Source organism: Actinotignum sanguinis (assembly GCF_030230305.1).
In the GTDB taxonomy this organism is placed as follows: Bacteria; Actinomycetota; Actinomycetes; order Actinomycetales; family Actinomycetaceae; genus Actinotignum; species Actinotignum sanguinis.
In genome coordinates this window covers 1-16,708 of sequence record NZ_JASPCQ010000016.1, presented here as the reverse complement: position 1 = coordinate 16,708, position 16,708 = coordinate 1, and the positions used below count along the sequence as shown (strand labels likewise).

The following is a 16,708-nucleotide window of genomic DNA, read 5'->3' as shown; positions in this document are numbered from 1 at the left end:
GCACATATGCCGTATTTTTTACGACGACGCCGCGCTGCCGCGCGGTCTGCCGGTTACCTTAGCAGGCTTAGCTGGCCGCGAGCCTGGGCGTGTCCTCCAGGAAATCCACGAGTTGTGCAGCCAGGCCGGTATATCCGGCCGGGGTGAGATCAAGGAGACGTTGTTCCAACTCCTCGGGCAAGCCCAAGCCCGCTATAAATTCCCGCATATCGTCCGCGGTGACCTTCCGCCCGCGCGTCAGTGCCTTGAGCCGTTCATAAGGGTCTTCCAGGTGTTCGGCACCGCCCAGCGCCGCGGCTCGCATGGCCTGCTGGATTGGCTCGCCCAACACTTCCCAATTCGCGTTCAGATCCGCGGCAAGCTTGGTGGGATTAGGATCCACCCCGGCCAGCCCGCGCCGCAAATTATCGAGGGCCAGGTAGGAATGCCCCAGTGCCACCCCAATATTGCGTTTCGTGGAGGAATCCGTGAGATCGCGCTGCATACGCGAAGTCACGAGAGTCTGACTGAGCACTGCGAAGAGCCCGGAGCTAATCTCCAGATTCGCCTCCGCGTTTTCAAAACGAATGGGATTGACCTTATGCGGCATCGTCGAGGAGCCGGTCGAACCCTGCGCGGCAAGGTTTTGATGGAAATAATCCAAGGAAATATAGGTCCACATATCGGTGGCGAGATTGTGGGCGATGCGATTGACGTGCGCAATATCGTCAAAAAGATCGGCAAGCGCATCATAGGATTCGATCTGGGTGGTGAGTGGATTCCACGTCAGGCCCAGGGACTCCACAAAATCGCGGGCCAGTTCCGGCCAGTTCGCATCCGGAATAGCGGTGGCGTGCGCGGAAAAAGTCCCGGTGGCCCCGGAGAATTTCCCGTAGTACTCCGCGGTTTCCACCCGGCGCAGGGAACGGTGCAAGCGGTGCGCAAAGACGGCGAGCTCCTTGCCGACGGTGGTGGGCGAGGCCGGCTGCCCGTGGGTGTGGGCCAGCATGGGCAGCTGCGCGTGGGCGCGGGCCAGATCGCTCAGATCCGCGACCAGCCCCCAGGCGCGCGGCAACCAGCAGCGGCGCACCGCATCGCGCACACCCAAGGCCCACGCCAGGCTATTAATATCTTCCGACGTGCAGAAGATGTGGACCATCTCGCGCAGGTGGCCCAGCCCGCCCGCGTCCATGCGCTTCTTGATGAAGTATTCGACAGCCTTGACATCGTGCCGGGTTTCCGCCTCGATGGTAGCCAGCTCGCGTGCTGCGGCGTCGTCGAACTTTTCGGGAAGTGCGCGCAAATATACGACGGCGCTCTCGGGCAGCGCCCCCACCCCGGGAATCACCGCGCGTTCGCACAGGAAAATCAGCCATTCGACTTCCACGTGAATCCGGTAGCGGTTGAGCGCGGCCTCGCACAGGTAGGGCTGTAGCGGTGCGGTAGCGCTGGCATAGCGCCCATCTAGCGGGGAGAGCGGCCCGGAAATACTCGGGACGGGGGTGGATGCGGAAGTTGATTCTGGCGCGCGATGCTCACTCATGGCTCTATTCTGGCAGATCCGCGCGCCGCTAGCAGAACTAGCCGTTCGCGGCACTAGAGGTAGGGCCGGACCGCAGCCAGGGTTTCCGCGCCGTAGGATCCGCCGAAAAGTGCGGCGTGCAGGATAAGAATAGGGAGGCTATGCAGGCCAATGCGGTGCTGCCACCCAGGAGCGAGCGGAGAGACGGCGTTATAGCCGGCGTAGATTTCCTCCACGTACGGAGCTCGGAAGACCGTGAGGGTGGCCAGATCGGTTTCCGCGTGCCCGCCGTGGGCAACCGGGTCAATAAGCACCCCGCCCCGATCGGTCCACATCACGTTCCCGCTCCATAAATCCCCGTGGAGGAGGGCTGCCTGGCTATATACCAGGGCCGGTTGCGGGCTATCGAAAACCCCGGCCCGCAGGCGTTCGCAGATATGCTCCAGTGCGCAGGCGCCGCTCGCGTCCAGTGCCCCGTTGTCACGTGCGGGGCGCAGATAGGGCTCGATGCGGTCCGCGGCGTAGAACTCCCCGAAGCTGCGCGCGGGCGAATCCGCGGGTACCACCGGTAAATCCCAGGAACCCAGGCGGATCGGGCGCGAGTGGGCAGTGCCGGGAGCTTGCCCGAAAATCCGCTTTCCGGAAGGATCCCACGCGTGCGTGCGGGCCAGGCGCGCCCCGAATTCCCGGGCGGCCGCGGCGCTAGGCCGCACGGAGCGCAGGCGTTCTTCGCGCAAGATACCGCGGTCATGATCCGCGGCGGTGGAAAGGAGCGGGACAACGGGTGCCCCGCCACTCGGAGTTGCCTCGGCCAGCTCCGCCAGCGAAAGCGCTTCACCCCAGATCTCGGCCGGGTCACCGGTTTTCACAAAGGTCTCCATAGCCGCATCCTACGGCGCCCGCGCTGCCCGGAGCGCCGCGAAGCGACGGCGGGGCGCGCGGAACGGCGCCGGGGTGGTTCGCGGAACGGCGCCGGGGTGGCTCGCCGTGATGGTGCACAATAGAAGAATGCAATGGTTCCGCCCCGAATTAGCCGATCTGCCCAGCTACGTTGCCGGGAAACGCCCGCGCAACGCCGATAGCCTCAAGCTCTCCAGCAACGAAGTGCCCTTCCCGCCCACCCCGGCGGTGGCCGCCGCGCTCGCGGCCGCTGTCGATCACGGCGGGGCGCTCAACCGTTATCCCGATATGTCCTGCGCGCAGCTCACCGCCGCGCTCGCGGCCTATGAGGATTGGGATCCGGCCGGCATCGTGGTGGGGAATGGTTCCACTGCCCTCATCGAAAAATTCTTGCAGGCCGTGGTGACTCCGGGCGGTGAGGTGGTCAGTCCCTGGCGCTCTTTCGAGGCTTACCCTATTGCCACCATTGCCGCAGGCGGACGTTTTATCGGGGTGCCGCTGCGCACGGATGGCACCCATGACTTAGAGGCCATGGCCGCCGCGCTCACGGAGAATACCCGCGCTATCCTCCTCTGCTCGCCCAATAACCCCACCGGCACCACCATTCCGCACGCCGAGGTGGCTGATTTCCTCGCCCGGGTTCCCGCCAGCATCCCGGTACTCCTTGACGAGGCGTATATTCACTTCGCTCCCGCGGTGGGTGAGAGCCAGGCGAGCCGCGCCGTCGTACAAAACGGAAAAGAATTGGCGCGCCACTATCCGAATCTGGTGGTGGCCCGCACGTTCTCCAAAGCCTTTGCGCTGGCCGGGCTGCGGCTGGGCTACCTGCTCACCAGCGCCGCGATGGCCGAGCCGCTTAGCCGTATCGCCACGCCGTTCGGCGTCAATCGCCTCGCCCAGGTAGCCGGCCAGGCCGCTCTCACCGAAGCGCCAACCGTACTGGAGCGCGCCGCGCAGCTGGCCCGCGCGCGCGACGAGCTGGCCGCGCAGCTCGCGGAGGCTGACTGGCACACGCCTACCTCATACGCGAATTTCCTGTGGATCGACGCGGCGGAGCTGGCCCGCCACGGGGTTACCGCCGCGCGTTTCGAGGATGCCTGTATGGACGCCGGGGTGCTGGTGCGGGTGCTCGGCGAGGGCGTGCGCGTGAGCGTGGCCGAACCGGAAGGCAGTGCCCGGGTGCTCGCGGCCGTGCGCGCGCTGGATTGATCCCGATGGGCTGAGTTGCCGCGGGCCCGCCTGGCTCTGGACGAGCCCGCCGCAGCTAGCACAGCTAGCGCAGCTAGAACACTTCTTCGGCGGCCCGCCGCACCGTAAATCCGTGGCCGGTCAGTTCCGACCAGCAGGAGATGCCGGCGTATTGGTCGGCGGTGCAGGCGAAGCCGTGCGCGGCCACCACGCTGCCGTAGGGCACTTCTTTGGCGGTACTCACCTGGGTGGAACATCCGGCAGTGGTGGTGCCCGTCAGCCCCACGGTGTAATTAGCCGGTTCGCCTTCGCATCCGGGCGGGGACACGTAGTCATAGGTGAAAATCGTGCAATTGACGGCTTTCTCGTCGAGGGAACAGCGCACGTTATTCATGGGGGTGGTGAAAGATTCCAGGCGGGTGGCTTCCGGCGGGGCGGGGCGCACCAGCTTCCACCACTGGCGCGAGGCCGCGAAAGATTGGAAATCCGCCGGGGCGGCAGTATCGCCAAGTGCCGCGCTCAAGCTCACGGTGTAATCCGCCCCGCAGCTGGAGGAGAGGGTGCGCAGAGCTTCGCTGAGGAGCGGTGCCTCCGCGGTGTACGTGCCGCCCGCGGCCGCCGCGCTCGCGTAATCGGCCAGAATAGCCGCAGCGGTATCGGGATTCGGGCAGGTTCCCGCGCTCAGTTCCTGGACCTGGTTGCGCAGCTGGGTGAGATTAGCGGAGGCGCTGCGCCCGGGTTCGGGGCCCGCGGTGGTGGGCGCGGGCACGGCGGCGTCGTCGCCAGAAAAATACGAGACTCCCACTAGGGCGAGCACGCCCGCGAGAACGGCAGCGGCGAAGAGCAAGAAATACAGCGGCCATCGCGCCGGGCCGTGCGCGCCGTGTTTCATGCGTGACTTCTCCTTGTGCTGGGGATCGTCCTCCTAGGTTACGGCACCGCGCGCCGTGCGTCATCTTAGGAACGACGGCGCAGCTCAAGCGCCTGCCCACCGCGGCCCGCACCGCGCCTTCGGTTAGCGCCCACCCAGGGCGGCGCGCAGCACGGGCAGAATCTGGACATCCCCGGGCAGCCATTCCACGCTCTCGAGTTCGGCGGCGGTGAGGACGCGAGCATCACGGTGCGCCGGACCCAGGGTGATCTCCCCGAAGGGACGCGCCAGCCACACCATCATCCGCAGCCCGGTATTGTGCTCCCCGGAACTGAGATCCCAGGAGCCGTCCGGGCTATCGGGATTGGCCAGCTGCCTACCGATATCAATACCGCAGCCCAGCTCCTCGGAAATTTCCCGGTGTAGCGCCTCGCGCGGGGTTTCCCCGGGTTCCACTTTCCCGCCGGGGAATTCCCACAGGCCGTCCGCCCATTCGGGGTAGGAGCGCTGGGTGGCCAGGACCCCGCTGGGGTTGGTGAGGTCAGCAACCAGGGCCGCGCCCACCACCAGGCGGGGAGCGGGTTCCGTGCTGGAGTCCGGTGCGGGGGCCGGCTCAGATACGGGTGTTGTGTGAGATGTCGATTCGGATGTCATATCGGATGCCTCCTCGCCGCCCATATTAATTCCTGGGGCGAGCGGTGTGGATGTCCGTTCACCTTGTGAGTGAGATCTGCCACCGGATAAACTGGCCGCGCATTGCCGCTCACAGGAGATCACCATGACCCACCACTGGAATTCCGAGGCGCTCTTCGGCTCCGGAGAGTTCCGCGCCCCGTCGGTTAACCGATCGGTGATTGCCTGGCCCGCGGAGCACATCGCGCAGGGCGACAGTTTTGAGCTGTGGACCTGCCCGGATGGAGCCGGCGCTCTCGGGGAGCGGGCGCGCGGTGCTCAGGCAGGGGGCGATAGGGTGCCGGGCATTGGGGTGCCAGGCGATAGCAGCGCCGAACAGAGCGGCGCCACGCGGTTGTGCGCCCTCACGGTAGACCCGGGTGGTATCCCGGCCGCGGCCATTCCCACCCGTGCTCACCTGGCCGGGTACGCCGCGCTGCGCCTGAGCGGGGTACCCTCCCACCGGTTGCGCGAGGCCCTGCGCGGGCAGCTTCTGGTGGCGCGCCGCAACGCCGCGGGGGAACTCAGCGCTCTGACCGGAGTGCAGATCGCCGGCATGATCGATGATCTTTACGCGGGTGCCCGCCAGGCCACCCTCGGGGTGACATGGCACGGGGATGCGCCCGCGGTGGCACTCTGGGCTCCCACCGCCCGGCAGGTTCGTATCGAGGTGGCAGGCACCGGCGCGGGTGCGGGCGCCGCCGTTGGTGCCGCCACGCCTACCGCCGGTCCGGGCGCCCCACGCACCACCACATATCCTATGGCCCGCGATGAGCTGGGTATCTGGCACGCCAGCGGCACCCCGGCCTGGAAGAACGCCAGCTATCTTTTCGAGGTTGAGGTGGTTGATCCGGTGGCGGGTGCCGCCGTCACCTACCGGGTGACCGACCCCTATGCGGTGGCTCTCACGGTGGATTCCGAACGCGCGGTCTTCGTTGATCTTGCGGACCCGGCCTACCAACCGGAACTGTGGCGCACCGCCCCGCAGCGCACCCTCGCTAACCCGGCTGCCCATACGATCTACGAGCTGCACGTGCGTGATTTTTCCATCTCGGACACGAGCGTTCCCGAGCGGCTGCGCGGAAAATACGGTGCCTTTGCGCTGCGGGATTCTGCCGGTATGCGCCACCTGCGCGCCCTGGCGCAGGCCGGAATTACCACCGTTCACCTCCTCCCTACTTTCGATATCGCCACCATTCCCGAACGCCCCGAGAATCAGGAAATCCCGCAGATTCCACCCGCCGCCCCGGATTCCCCGGCCCAGCAGCGGGCCGTGAGCGCGGTGGCGGATGTCGATGCCTATAACTGGGGCTACGATCCGTTTCACTACCTGGCGCCGGAAGGCAGTTACGCGGTGGAACCCTACGGCGGGGCGCGCATCGCGGAGTTCCGTGCCATGGTGGGAGGGCTGCACGCGGCTGGCCTCGGCGTCGTGCTAGATCAGGTCTATAACCACACGGCTGCAGCCGGCGGGGATGCCGCTTCCGTTCTCGATAAAGTGGTGCCCGGTTATTACTATCGCCTGGACGCGCGTGGCACCATCGCCACGTCCACGTGCTGCCCGAATGTGGCGACCGAAAATCTCATGGCGGAGAAACTCATGGTGGATGCGGTGGTGCTGTGGGCCAAGCACTATCGCGTGGACGGTTTCCGTTTCGACCTCATGGGCCACCACAGCCGCGCAAATATGGAGGCGGTGCGCGCCGCCCTCGATTCCCTCACGGTGGAGCGAGATGGCGTTGACGGTGCGCGCATCTACCTCTACGGGGAGGGCTGGAATTTCGGGGAAGTGGCCGATAACGCGCGTTTCCGCCAGGCCACCCAGGTGGAGATGAACGGCACGGGTATCGGGGCTTTCAATGATCGCTTGCGTGATGCCGTCACCGGCGGCGGGCCTTTCGATTCTGATAAACGCCACCACCAGGGTTACGGTACCGGCTTGTTCACCGATCCGAATGGCCACGGCCTCAGCCTTCCGGAAGAACAGCGCGAACGCCTCGGGCAGGCCACTGACCTGGTCAAACTCTCCCTAGCCGGGGCCTTGCGCGATTTTAGTTTCCTCACCCACACCGGGGAATGGAAACGCGGCTCCGAACTGGATTACGGCGGGCGGCCTGCCGGTTTCGCCTCCCAGCCGCAGGAGGCCGTCAACTACGTGGACGCGCACGATAACGAAACTCTGTGGGATATCGGCATCTACAAACTACCGCTCTCCCTCAGCATCAATGACCGCATCCGGATGGTGCTGCTCTCCCTGGCCACGGTGGCGCTCGGGCAGGCTCCGGCCTTCTGGCACGCGGGCACCGAGCTACTCCGCTCGAAATCCCTGGATCGGGATTCCTATAATTCCGGGGATCACTTCAACCGCCTGGATTTCTCCGGGCAGAGCAATAATTTCGGGGTGGGCCTGCCACCCGCCAGCCGCAACGAGGCATCCTGGCCGGTCATTGGCCCCCTCCTGGCGCGCCCCGAGCTGCGCCCCAGCCCGCAGCATATCGCCCGCGCGCAAACCATCGCCCGCGAGCTGCTGCGCCTGCGCCATTCCAGCCCGCTTTTCACCCTGGGGAGGGCGGAGCTCATCCGCGCGAAAGTGAGTTTCCCCAACGGCGGGCCGGGCGCCACCCCCGGCCTCATTATCATGCGCATCGACGACACCGCAGGCCCGGATATCGATCCGCAGCTCGACGGCATTATCGCGGTATTCAACGCCTCCCCGCGCCCCGTCACGGAAAAAATCGAGGGGGTCACGGAAACCTACGCGCTTTCGCCCATTCAACGGCAGGGGTACGACGACGCAGTTCGCGGCGCCACGCTCATCCGCGGCACCGTTACTGTGCCCGCGCGCTCCGTCGCGGTTTTCCTACTGGCCTAGCGGTTCGCAGGCGTGAGCCGGCCCTCCCGCCCGCGCCGGCGCACCAGTGGGAGGAGTGGTTCGGGATGTGCGCTTTTCTCAACGCCGCCCGCTCACGGTGGGATCCCCGGGTAGCCAGAAGCGCAAAGGCGCATCTGTATTGCGGGAAATCCCGATGCGGGGACCCGCCTGATAGGGCAGCGGAGCCGGTGGCAGCTCCAGGTGGAAACGCGGAGTAGAAGCTGCCGCAGGAAAGAGGATTCCCCCATCAGCATCTTCCACCGCGAGCGGCAGCCCACTCATGGAGGTATCCAAACCGAGGACCTGGCCTAAGTTGCCCGGCCCGCGCGCCAGGGCCTGGCGCGCGGGCGGAGTGGCAGCTGGCTTAGTCCGGCGCCGGGTAGCTTCCTCCAGTCCGGCCACGACTTCCCCGGCGCGCAAAAGCACCGCGCTGGCTTCGCCATCCGCCCCGCACACGATATTGCCGATGCGGTGGATGCCGTAGCTGAGATAGACGTAGAGGTGGGCGGGTGGCCCGAACATAACCCGGGCGCGCGGGGTGGGCCCGGCGAAAGCGTGCGAGGCCGGATCATCGGCCCCGAGGTAGGCTTCCACTTCGGTCAGGCGCACCGCCACGGCGCCGTCGCTCACCACCGCGCCCAGCAGCAGCGGGGCCAGCTCATCGGCCGGCCGGCTCAGGTCCGCGATGCTCGCTGCCCCCGTGCGCGCCATGGTCCCTCCTGCCGCTAGGCTCAGGCGTCGTCGCCCATTCCCTCGAGGTTTGAGAGCGCTTCGCGAATCTGCGCGGCACTGGCCCGCAGGGATTCCAGCTCAGCATCGGACGGCTTCATATCGATCTGCCGGATCGCGCCGCGCGCCCCCACGATGGTGGGGACGGACATGCACACTCCGGAAATCCCGTTCCAGCCGGTCATGAGCCGAGAGACGGAGAGCACCACGCGTTCGTCGCGCAGCACCGCCTGGATAATCCGCGAAGCAGCCAAGCCGATGGCGTAATTCGTGGAGCCCTTCCCCTCGATTACTTCGTAGGCGGCGTTAATAACGCGGTCGGCGATGCCGTCGAGGAGTTCATCGGTGACCGGGCCGGAACGCAGCTCCCATTCGCGGATCGGCACCGTGGAAATCGAGGCCATCGACCACATGGGAGTCTCGGAATCCCCGTGCTCACCGCACATATAGGCGTGCACATTCGAGGTAGCCACGTGGAACTTCTGTGAAATAAGCTGGCGCAACCGCGAAGAATCGAGCACGGTTCCGGTCCCGAAAACGCGTGCGGGCGGCAGTCCGGAGATTTTGAGAACGGCTTGGGTGACCACGTCCACGGGATTAGCGACGACGACGAAAATCGCATTGGGGGAAAGCTCGACCAGCGGGGGAACAATGGAGCGCATCATCGCCACACTCGCCCCGGCAAGGTCCAGGCGGGACTGGCCCGGCCGCTGGCGTGCCCCGGCGGTAATCACGACGACATCGGAATCCGCGGTGGCCTCCACGTTATCGGTGCCTTCAATTTTCGCGGTCGGCATGAACTGGCCGCCGTGCATAAGATCGAGGGCTTCGGCATGCACCTTCTGCGCGTTGATATCTTGGAGAACAACATGCCGGGCAACGCCTTTGATGAGCATGGCGTAGGCGAGGGACGTCCCCACCGCCCCGGCCCCGATAATAGAAACTTTTGAGCCTTCAGTGCGCTGGTCAATCATAATGCAGTATTTTACCCGCTACGGGGTGATCCGTACCGCGGTGCGCCCGTAACGCTGGCCGGCCAAAAGCTCGCGCCCCGTTTCGGGAACATCAGCAAGGTCAATAACGTGGGTGAGGGAATCGAGAATGCCCACATCCACGTGCGCGGCCAGCAGCTCCCAGGCGCGCAGGCGCAGCGCCCGCGGGGCGCGCACCGAATCCACCCCGGCCAGGGTCACGCCCCGCAAAATAAAGGGCAGTACCGTGGTGGGGAGCGCGGTTCCGCCGGCCAGGCCGCAGGCGGCCACCGTCCCGCCCCAGCGGGTGCGCGCCAGGAGATTCGCGAGCACCTGCCCGCCCACCGTATCCACTCCGCCCGCGAAGCGGGCCTTCTGGAGGGGCCGGGCGGAAGGCGCTTCTAGTTCCGAGCGTGCCAGCACCTCGGTAGCCCCGAGCCCGCGCAGGAAAGTCCCGAAGCGCTCCGCCCGCCCGGTCAGCGCTATCGGCTCATAGCCCAGCTGCGCGAGGAGATGGAGGGCAATGCTACCCACCCCGCCGCTTGCCCCGGTCACCAGCACCGGGCCGTCTTTCCTCGCCCCGGAAGGTTTTTCCGCCGCGGCACCGTGCGGCGCCACGGGTGCAGCCGCCGCGCGTTCCTCCAGTGCTAGCACGCACAGCGCCGCCGTATATCCGGCTGTTCCCAGGGCCGCGGCCTGCGCGGCGCTGAATACTTCCGGCACCGGTACACACGCATCCCCGGGCACCCGCAAAAGCGGGGTGTAGCCCCCGTGTCGGAATTCACCCAAGCCCGCCCCGTTCACGCTCACCAGCTGCCCCGGATGCACCGGGCTGTCCGGGCCGGCTTCGCGCACCGTCCCCACCGCGTCAATGCCGGGAATAAGCGGGCTGATACGGGCCACGCCCCGGTCACCTTTCAGGCAGAGCGCATCTTTGTAATTGAGAGAGGACCAGGAAATATCGAGGAGCACATCACCTTCCCCGGGAGGTGCCGCAGCGGGCCGGCCGGCATGGGGCGCGAAGGTGAGCGTGGGTGCGGCGGCGGCGTCGCACTGCACAAAAATAGTAGCCATGCATTAAGCGTACCGGCGCGGCACACGGCACGCTTTAACCGCTACTATCTGAAGTAGACCCGGTGCGTGAGCCGGGCACAAGGCACGGACAGGGCCGGATGATCACTCCACGCACTCGCAACGATTGAGCTTCCACCGACCCTCTCCCTGCGGAAAGGTGATTCATGATTAACGTTAAAGAGGTGGTGGATTCATTCACCTCCTGGCAAGAAGAGCTTTATATCCACCTGCATCAGCATCCCGAACTTTCTATGCAGGAAAAAGAAACCTGTGACACTATCGACGCGGAACTGACGCGCCTCGGGTACGCAACGCAGCGGATCGGCGGCGGCGTCGTCGGTGTGCTGGAAAACGGGGACGGGCCCGCGGTGCTTTTCCGTGCCGATATTGACGGGCTCCCCGTCAAGGAAGCGACCGGGCTGGAGTACGCCTCCACCCAGACGCGCACGGATGCGGACGGCAATGAGGTCCCGACCATGCACGCCTGCGGCCACGATTTCCATATTTCCTGCGCGCTGGGCGCCGCCCGTATTTTCGCGGAAAACCGCGCAGCCTGGGCCGGCACCTATATCGCGTTGTTCCAGCCCGGGGAAGAAACCGCGGCCGGGGCGCGCTCCATGGTGGCCGACGGCCTCGTCGATAAGATTCCGGCACCGGATGTGGCTTTGGGGCAGCATGTGCTCGCCGGGCCCATGCGCGCCGGGCAGGTCGGCACCCACGCCGGGGCGATCCTCTCCACCGGCGCCTCCGTCAAGGTGACCTTGCACGGGAAGGGCTCGCACGGCTCCATGCCGCATCTGAGCATCGACCCGGTGGTGTTGGCCGCCGCCGTGGTGACCCGGCTGCAGAGTGTGGTGGCACGCGAAATTAATCCCTTCAAGATGGCGGTGCTTACCGTGGGCTCCATCCACGCCGGAAGCAAATCAAATATTATTCCGGACACGGCCACCCTGCTTATTAATATTCGCGCCTATGACATGGACGTGCGCGAACAGCTCCTTGATGGCATTAAGCGCACGGTCACAGCCGAATGCGAAGCGGCCCGCGCCCCGCAGGCACCGGAATTCGAGATCTACGATTCCTACCCGCTCACCAATAACGACGCCGCCACCACCGACAAGGTCACCCAGGCTTTCCTGGCGCATTTCGGGGAAGAGCGCGTGATGGATTGCGGGGAAGTATCGGCTTCCGAAGATTTCAGCGTGATCCCGGACGCCTTCGGGATTCCCTACACCTACTGGGGCTTCGGCGGCTTCGCGGAAGGCGCGCCCACGTACCCCAACCACAACCCCGCCTTCGGGCCGGTTCTCCAACCCACCCTCGCCACCGGCACCGAAGCCGCGGCCGTCGCCGCGCTCGCCTGGCTGGCGCGGGACTAGCGGGACTACATTTCCACGATGACAAAGGATAAAACTATGGCTACCACTACTGGCGCACAGGCGCCGGCCGATGCCGGCTACCGCGGCACCGAAAAACTGCTGTGGGGCATCGTCCTCGCGGTGGTGACCTTCTGGCTGTTCGCCGGAACTGCCGCCACCGTGGCACCCAATATTATGGAGGACCTCGGCAGCGTGGACGCGGCCGGGATGAACCTCGCGGTGTCCATTACCGGCCTGTTCTCCGGCCTCTTCATGGTGCTCATGGGCGGCCTGGCCGATAAGATCGGGCGCGTACGCATCACCCTCCTCGGGATTGTGCTCAACGCCGCCGGTTCGCTGCTGCTCATTTTCGCGGCCGGGGGCGTGGCGCTGCCGCTGCTGCTGACCGGGCGCGCGATCCAGGGCCTGGGCGCGGCCTGCATTATGCCGGCCTCGATGGCCCTCGTGAAGGCCTACTGGGATGGCCCGGCCCGCCAGCGCGCGGTGTCCATGTGGTCGATTGGTTCCTGGGGTGGCTCCGGCCTGGCCGCGATCTTCGGCGGCACCGTGGTGCAATTCGTGGGCTGGCGCGGAATCTTCATCGCCTCGATTATTATTTCCGTGCTCGCCTTCCTCATGATCCTGGGCACCCCGGAAAACCGGGTGGAAAGCACCGGCCCGCGCAAGAGCTTCGACGCCATCGGCCTGGTGCTCTTCATCGCCGGCACCCTCGGGCTCATGATCGTGCTGCTCTACGGCTCGAAACTCGGCTGGGGCAGTGCGGCAACCCTTCTGCTCACCGCGCTCGCGGTGGTTTCTTACGCGCTCTTCTTCGGGTGGGAACGCAAGCAGGCGAACCCCTTCATTGATTTCGCGCTTTTCAAGAACACCACCTTCACGGGTGCCACTATCTCCAACTTCCTGGTGAACGGCACCATCGGCATGCTCATTATTAGCCAGCAGGTCATCCAGCTGGCCGGGCACAAGGCGGACGGTTCGCTCTACACCGCGTTCGATGCCGGCCTGCTTTCGCTGGGCTACGGCGTGTGCATTATCGCCTTCATCCGTATCGGTGAAAAGCTGCTCCAGCGCTTCGGGCCGCGCAAGCCCATGATCTGGGGCTGCCTCATCACCATCGTGGCCTGCGGGCTGCTCATGACCACGCACCTGCTTATCGGCCAGTACGTGCTCATGGCGGTAATCGCCTACTGCCTCTTCGGTCTGGGCTTGGCCTTCTACGCCACCCCGTCCACGGACGCGGCGCTCTCGAACCTGCCGGCTTCCCAGGCCGGTTCCGGTTCGGGTATCTACAAGATGGCCTCCTCGCTGGGTGGGGCGATCGGCACCGCGATTTCGCTGGCGGTCTTCTACGGGCTGCAAGGTGCCCCGGTGCCGGACGTGATCGCGATGTCCGGGCGTACGGATAACTCCTCGATTCGCCTGGCCGCGATGGTCGCCTTGGGTGTTTCTTTGGTGTTCTTGCTGCTCGCCATTGTTTCTATTACGACGACGGTACCCAAGGGCGGGGGCTCTGCCACCGCGGGTGCTTCGGCTCCCAGCGCGGCTCCGGCCCCGCAGCTCGCCCCGGACGACGAGCGCCAGGAGATTATCGCGCGCCTGTCCGAGCTCCCGCTGCGTGACCTCCAGCGCCTGGAGCGCCAGCTGCTCGTGGACGAACTCTCCGGCTTGGACACCAAGGCTTTGCAGGCCCTGGTGGAGAAGCAGAAGGCGTAGTTCTTCGCGCGGCGCGCTCGCGAATGGGTGCGTAGGCAACGCGGGATAGCTACATGGTTGTGGGTGCGTATTGCAGATTTCTGCGGTACGCACCCACACCTCGTTAAAGCTGATGTGCTTTCGAAGCGGTCGGGCACTTACCTACCGCTGGAGGTACCGCGGTCGGATGCCTTGGCAGTACAGTGCCGCGCATAATCCTGCCGCTACACACATGCCGGCAGCGATAAGCCACAGCGAGGGGCTATTGCTCCGCGATTGCACTAGATTCCAGGTGCTCTCACGATCGGGCGCAAAAGCTGCGCTCAGGAACACCAGCACCAGGGGAAGCGCCCACATGAGGCGCGCGCCGAAGCAGTAGGCACTCACGATTCCAAGTGCTAGCCACGCAACGTGAAGGCGGAGTAGGCCGAGCCCGGTAGAGTCGTGAGTGAGTAGTACCAGAATTCCGGTTAGTACTGTAGTAGCAGCGGCGATTCCGCACCCTACCGTCAGCAACATACCCGCCGGAGCTTTGCCGTAGTAGTCCTTTTCCTCACGCGGGGCGATGATACTGAGGAGGGCCAAGGGTATGCAGAAGGTGAGCATACGGCCGAGCGGCGTTGTCCCACCTGAGACCCACGAATGGAAAGTGTGCTCTTCCCCGAGTAAATAGATAGCGATGAGGGCGGCAAGGGCGATACCGAAGGCCTTCAAAGCTCGGTGAGCGCGAAGGTAGATGAGCCACGGGTGTGCGGTCATCGTGCTACCTCTCTAAATCAGCAATAGATGCTGCATACGTTTTCTGAGCCCAGGCGCGCTGTTCCGCTTCTGGTAGTGCAGTGATTGCTCGCGCGCGTTCCACTGTCGCGGAATCATGACCGTCGGCAATAAAGGAACTATCTGTTTTACTCGGGGCGCCTCGCATCATGAGCCATAGGTCAAGATCATTACGTGCGGCATTCCCGGCATCACTGTTTGCTCCTCCTTCATAACTCCGATTCGTGAGGGGGTATACCAGCGCAGTGACGAGCATGCTTTCGTCATCCATATCCGCGCTCGCAAAGTTCAAAGTTCGCCCGCCGTAGTGATTGCCGTTGAGAGCAAATTCTTCAAAGGTATCCGCAACTGGCATTCCTTCGGGGATAAGCGGCAGGATACGGTCGCGGATATTCGTGAATGTTCGCAAAGCGGGCTCGTGTTCTTTCCATACGCACAGGAAAGGTTGAGACGTGGTGCATACCTGGCCGGCGCCGCGGCGCTGGCTCGGCTCCGGGAAGAGCGCGCTGGTAGCGATGAGGGTAGCAGCAGCAATAAAAACAAATATCAAACTGCCCACACTTTGCTTTTTATGCCATCCCGTACGCCGCGGAAGGAAAAGTGCGGGGATGAAGGCTAGTGCTGTCACTGCAATAAGGGCGTAGAGCTGGGGGAGTGAGACCTCCATATAGGGTTCTAGAACCGTATATTGAGTAGTGAACATGGCAATGCCGAGCATTGCCCCGAAGCTAGCTACCGCAATAACGGCGCTAGATGCATCTATTCGCCCGATCATATGGCCAATAAGTACACCCAGGAATCCGAGGCATAGATACCCGATGATTGGATGAATATTGACCGGCGCGAGCTCCCCGCGTGCCATGGCAGTTACCCCTAGGGCGGCACCACTGAGAACCGCTCCCGTGAAGAGGACGGTAAGGAGCCCCGGCATAAGCGCGCTGGCGTTCTGCATGAGCACGCGACGCGGAGAATAGGGCACCCACGTGGGAAAATCTACCGCACGGATTCGTTCGGAGTGAATTGCCTGCACCGCAGAAACCAGCGGCATCGCGAAAATAAAACCACAGAGAGCGTAATTTGCCGTGGCACTCGTATAGCCCACCCAGGAATCACGTAGGAGCCATAACGCTATCGCTCCGACTATCAGGGTGAGGAGCGCGCTGATGAGATGGGGGTGACGTTTGAGGTAGGGCCAGAAAATCATGACGTGCTCCCCTGGGGAGTTTCTCCGGCCAATACCGCCATAAAGCCTGCCTCCGCCAGGCTCATATCTCGCGTATCAGTGCCAGTGTGGCTACCAAGGCTTTCCAGTTCCGCCACCGTTCCCGAAAAACGGATAGCGCCCTGGTCGAAGACCAGAACAGTTTCGGCTACATGAACAATGTCCTCAATGAGGTGGGTGGAGATAATAACGGTATCCGCCAGGTGTGCACCGAGGAGTTTTCGGAATTTTACGCGCTGCACCGGATCCAAGCCGGCCGTTGGTTCATCAAGAAGTAATATCTGCGGGTCGCCCACTTTGGCGGCGGCCAATCCGGCTCGTTGCAATTGCCCACCGGATAGACTTCCCATTTTCTTATTGGCGAGATCGTCAATATCGAAATCACAGAGGTTTGTGCGCACCGAGGTATCAATATTTGAGCGCGCTACGCCGCGCACCCAGCCGATATACGAAGCGAATTCTGCAACGGTGAGTCTGGGATCAAATGTGATTTTCTGCGGCAGGTAGCCGATGCTTTGCCCCAGTTCGCGCCAGCTGAGTTTCTGGAGTGGTTTCCCGGAAATGTAAACGCTGCCGTCACGCGGGCGCAATTGGCCGGCCAGGGTACGTAGCAGGGTGGTTTTACCGGCACCGTTTGGCCCCAGCAAAGCGGTGACCCCGGAGGGGAACTCCGCGTCAAGTCCACTAAAGACGGGATTCGACGCGGAGTACCCCTGGGTTAGATGACGAGTAGTCAGCATAGTCTCCACCCCTGCCGCCAAAGCTATTGAAAGTTTCGTGTCCTCTTTGAGCCTACAACGTGACCTGGGATACATTCAATAGCTTAGGTTGGTTATTTATTTCCGAAGTAAAGCTCTTTC

General features: G+C 64.1%; 14 protein-coding genes. 4 read left to right on the top strand and 10 right to left on the bottom strand.

The window, feature by feature from the left end; translation table 11 throughout:
- Nucleotides 1-67: 67 nt before the first annotated feature.
- Entirely contained in the window at nt 68-1,522 is a 1,455-nt protein-coding gene (purB, locus tag QP828_RS07715) for an adenylosuccinate lyase (protein ID WP_274732938.1), read from the bottom strand.
- A 53-nt stretch (nt 1,523-1,575) separates the two neighbouring features.
- Entirely contained in the window at nt 1,576-2,382 is an 807-nt protein-coding gene (locus QP828_RS07710) for a fructosamine kinase family protein (RefSeq protein WP_274732937.1), read from the bottom strand.
- Between the two features lie 127 nt (nt 2,383-2,509).
- Here QP828_RS07710 and QP828_RS07705 point away from each other — a divergent pair, with 127 nt between their 5' ends.
- Complete coding sequence (locus tag QP828_RS07705) at nt 2,510-3,610, top strand: aminotransferase class I/II-fold pyridoxal phosphate-dependent enzyme (RefSeq protein WP_274732936.1); 1,101 nt, start codon at nt 2,510-2,512, stop codon at nt 3,608-3,610.
- 73 nt (nt 3,611-3,683) lie between these two features.
- On the opposite strand, the gene QP828_RS07700 is transcribed toward QP828_RS07705, so the two are convergent.
- On the bottom strand, nt 3,684-4,481 hold the full coding sequence (locus QP828_RS07700) for a hypothetical protein (protein ID WP_274732934.1): 798 nt from the start codon (nt 4,479-4,481) through the stop codon (nt 3,684-3,686).
- A 123-nt stretch (nt 4,482-4,604) separates the two neighbouring features.
- Nucleotides 4,605-5,114 carry a (deoxy)nucleoside triphosphate pyrophosphohydrolase gene (locus QP828_RS07695; RefSeq protein ID WP_126135883.1) on the bottom strand — a complete coding sequence of 170 codons (510 nt, stop codon included), beginning with the start codon at nt 5,112-5,114 and terminating at the stop codon, nt 4,605-4,607.
- 124 nt (nt 5,115-5,238) lie between these two features.
- On the opposite strand from QP828_RS07695, the gene pulA reads away from it, so the two are divergent.
- Nucleotides 5,239-8,004 carry a pullulanase-type alpha-1,6-glucosidase gene (gene pulA / locus QP828_RS07690; protein ID WP_274732931.1) on the top strand — a complete coding sequence of 922 codons (2,766 nt, stop codon included), beginning with the start codon at nt 5,239-5,241 and terminating at the stop codon, nt 8,002-8,004.
- A 78-nt stretch (nt 8,005-8,082) separates the two neighbouring features.
- Here the strand turns inward: pulA and QP828_RS07685 are convergent, their stop codons facing one another.
- From QP828_RS07685 to QP828_RS07675, 3 genes are read right to left on the bottom strand one after another with little or no spacing between them, the layout of a single operon-like run.
- Nucleotides 8,083-8,715: a DNA-3-methyladenine glycosylase gene (locus tag QP828_RS07685; protein ID WP_274732929.1), complete on the bottom strand. Its 633-nt coding sequence runs from the start codon at nt 8,713-8,715 to the stop codon at nt 8,083-8,085.
- A gap of 20 nt (nt 8,716-8,735) precedes the next feature.
- On the bottom strand, nt 8,736-9,707 hold the full coding sequence (locus tag QP828_RS07680) for an L-lactate dehydrogenase (RefSeq protein WP_274732928.1): 972 nt from the start codon (nt 9,705-9,707) through the stop codon (nt 8,736-8,738).
- 18 nt (nt 9,708-9,725) lie between these two features.
- The gene (locus QP828_RS07675) at nt 9,726-10,778 is read right to left on the bottom strand and encodes an acrylyl-CoA reductase family protein (RefSeq protein WP_274732927.1); all 1,053 of its coding nucleotides are present in this window, start codon (nt 10,776-10,778) and stop codon (nt 9,726-9,728) included.
- Nucleotides 10,779-10,942: 164 nt separating this feature from the next.
- Between QP828_RS07675 and QP828_RS07670 the strand changes: the two genes are divergently transcribed.
- Together QP828_RS07670 and QP828_RS07665 are read left to right on the top strand one after the other, a co-directional pair.
- On the top strand, nt 10,943-12,157 hold the full coding sequence (locus QP828_RS07670) for an amidohydrolase (protein ID WP_274732925.1): 1,215 nt from the start codon (nt 10,943-10,945) through the stop codon (nt 12,155-12,157).
- A gap of 36 nt (nt 12,158-12,193) precedes the next feature.
- Nucleotides 12,194-13,870: an MFS transporter gene (locus tag QP828_RS07665; RefSeq protein WP_274732924.1), complete on the top strand. Its 1,677-nt coding sequence runs from the start codon at nt 12,194-12,196 to the stop codon at nt 13,868-13,870.
- 141 nt (nt 13,871-14,011) lie between these two features.
- On the opposite strand, the gene QP828_RS07660 is transcribed toward QP828_RS07665, so the two are convergent.
- From QP828_RS07660 to QP828_RS07650, 3 genes are read right to left on the bottom strand one after another with little or no spacing between them, the layout of a single operon-like run.
- Complete coding sequence (locus QP828_RS07660) at nt 14,012-14,608, bottom strand: hypothetical protein (protein WP_274732922.1); 597 nt, start codon at nt 14,606-14,608, stop codon at nt 14,012-14,014.
- A 4-nt stretch (nt 14,609-14,612) separates the two neighbouring features.
- Nucleotides 14,613-15,830, bottom strand: coding sequence for a DUF7224 domain-containing protein (locus tag QP828_RS07655; RefSeq protein WP_274732920.1), 1,218 nt, complete (start codon nt 15,828-15,830; stop codon nt 14,613-14,615).
- The gene (locus tag QP828_RS07650; RefSeq protein ID WP_274732918.1) at nt 15,827-16,588 is read right to left on the bottom strand and encodes an ATP-binding cassette domain-containing protein; all 762 of its coding nucleotides are present in this window, start codon (nt 16,586-16,588) and stop codon (nt 15,827-15,829) included. Before QP828_RS07650 ends, QP828_RS07655 begins: the two co-directional genes overlap by 4 nt.
- Between the last annotated feature and the right edge of the window lie 120 nt (nt 16,589-16,708).

Coding starts and splice junctions, on each gene's coding strand:
- QP828_RS07700 (WP_274732934.1), bottom strand. CDS start 4,481: ATGAAACACGGCGCGCACGGCCCGGCGCGATGGCCGCTGTATTTCTTG.
- QP828_RS07670 (WP_274732925.1), top strand. CDS start 10,943: ATGATTAACGTTAAAGAGGTGGTGGATTCATTCACCTCCTGGCAAGAA.
- QP828_RS07685 (WP_274732929.1), bottom strand. CDS start 8,715: ATGGCGCGCACGGGGGCAGCGAGCATCGCGGACCTGAGCCGGCCGGCC.
- QP828_RS07650 (WP_274732918.1), bottom strand. CDS start 16,588: ATGCTGACTACTCGTCATCTAACCCAGGGGTACTCCGCGTCGAATCCC.
- QP828_RS07660 (WP_274732922.1), bottom strand. CDS start 14,608: ATGACCGCACACCCGTGGCTCATCTACCTTCGCGCTCACCGAGCTTTG.
- QP828_RS07695 (WP_126135883.1), bottom strand. CDS start 5,114: ATGACATCCGAATCGACATCTCACACAACACCCGTATCTGAGCCGGCC.
- purB (WP_274732938.1), bottom strand. CDS start 1,522: ATGAGTGAGCATCGCGCGCCAGAATCAACTTCCGCATCCACCCCCGTC.
- QP828_RS07675 (WP_274732927.1), bottom strand. CDS start 10,778: ATGGCTACTATTTTTGTGCAGTGCGACGCCGCCGCCGCACCCACGCTC.
- pulA (WP_274732931.1), top strand. CDS start 5,239: ATGACCCACCACTGGAATTCCGAGGCGCTCTTCGGCTCCGGAGAGTTC.
- QP828_RS07665 (WP_274732924.1), top strand. CDS start 12,194: ATGGCTACCACTACTGGCGCACAGGCGCCGGCCGATGCCGGCTACCGC.
- QP828_RS07710 (WP_274732937.1), bottom strand. CDS start 2,382: ATGGAGACCTTTGTGAAAACCGGTGACCCGGCCGAGATCTGGGGTGAA.
- QP828_RS07705 (WP_274732936.1), top strand. CDS start 2,510: ATGCAATGGTTCCGCCCCGAATTAGCCGATCTGCCCAGCTACGTTGCC.
- QP828_RS07655 (WP_274732920.1), bottom strand. CDS start 15,830: ATGATTTTCTGGCCCTACCTCAAACGTCACCCCCATCTCATCAGCGCG.
- QP828_RS07680 (WP_274732928.1), bottom strand. CDS start 9,707: ATGATTGACCAGCGCACTGAAGGCTCAAAAGTTTCTATTATCGGGGCC.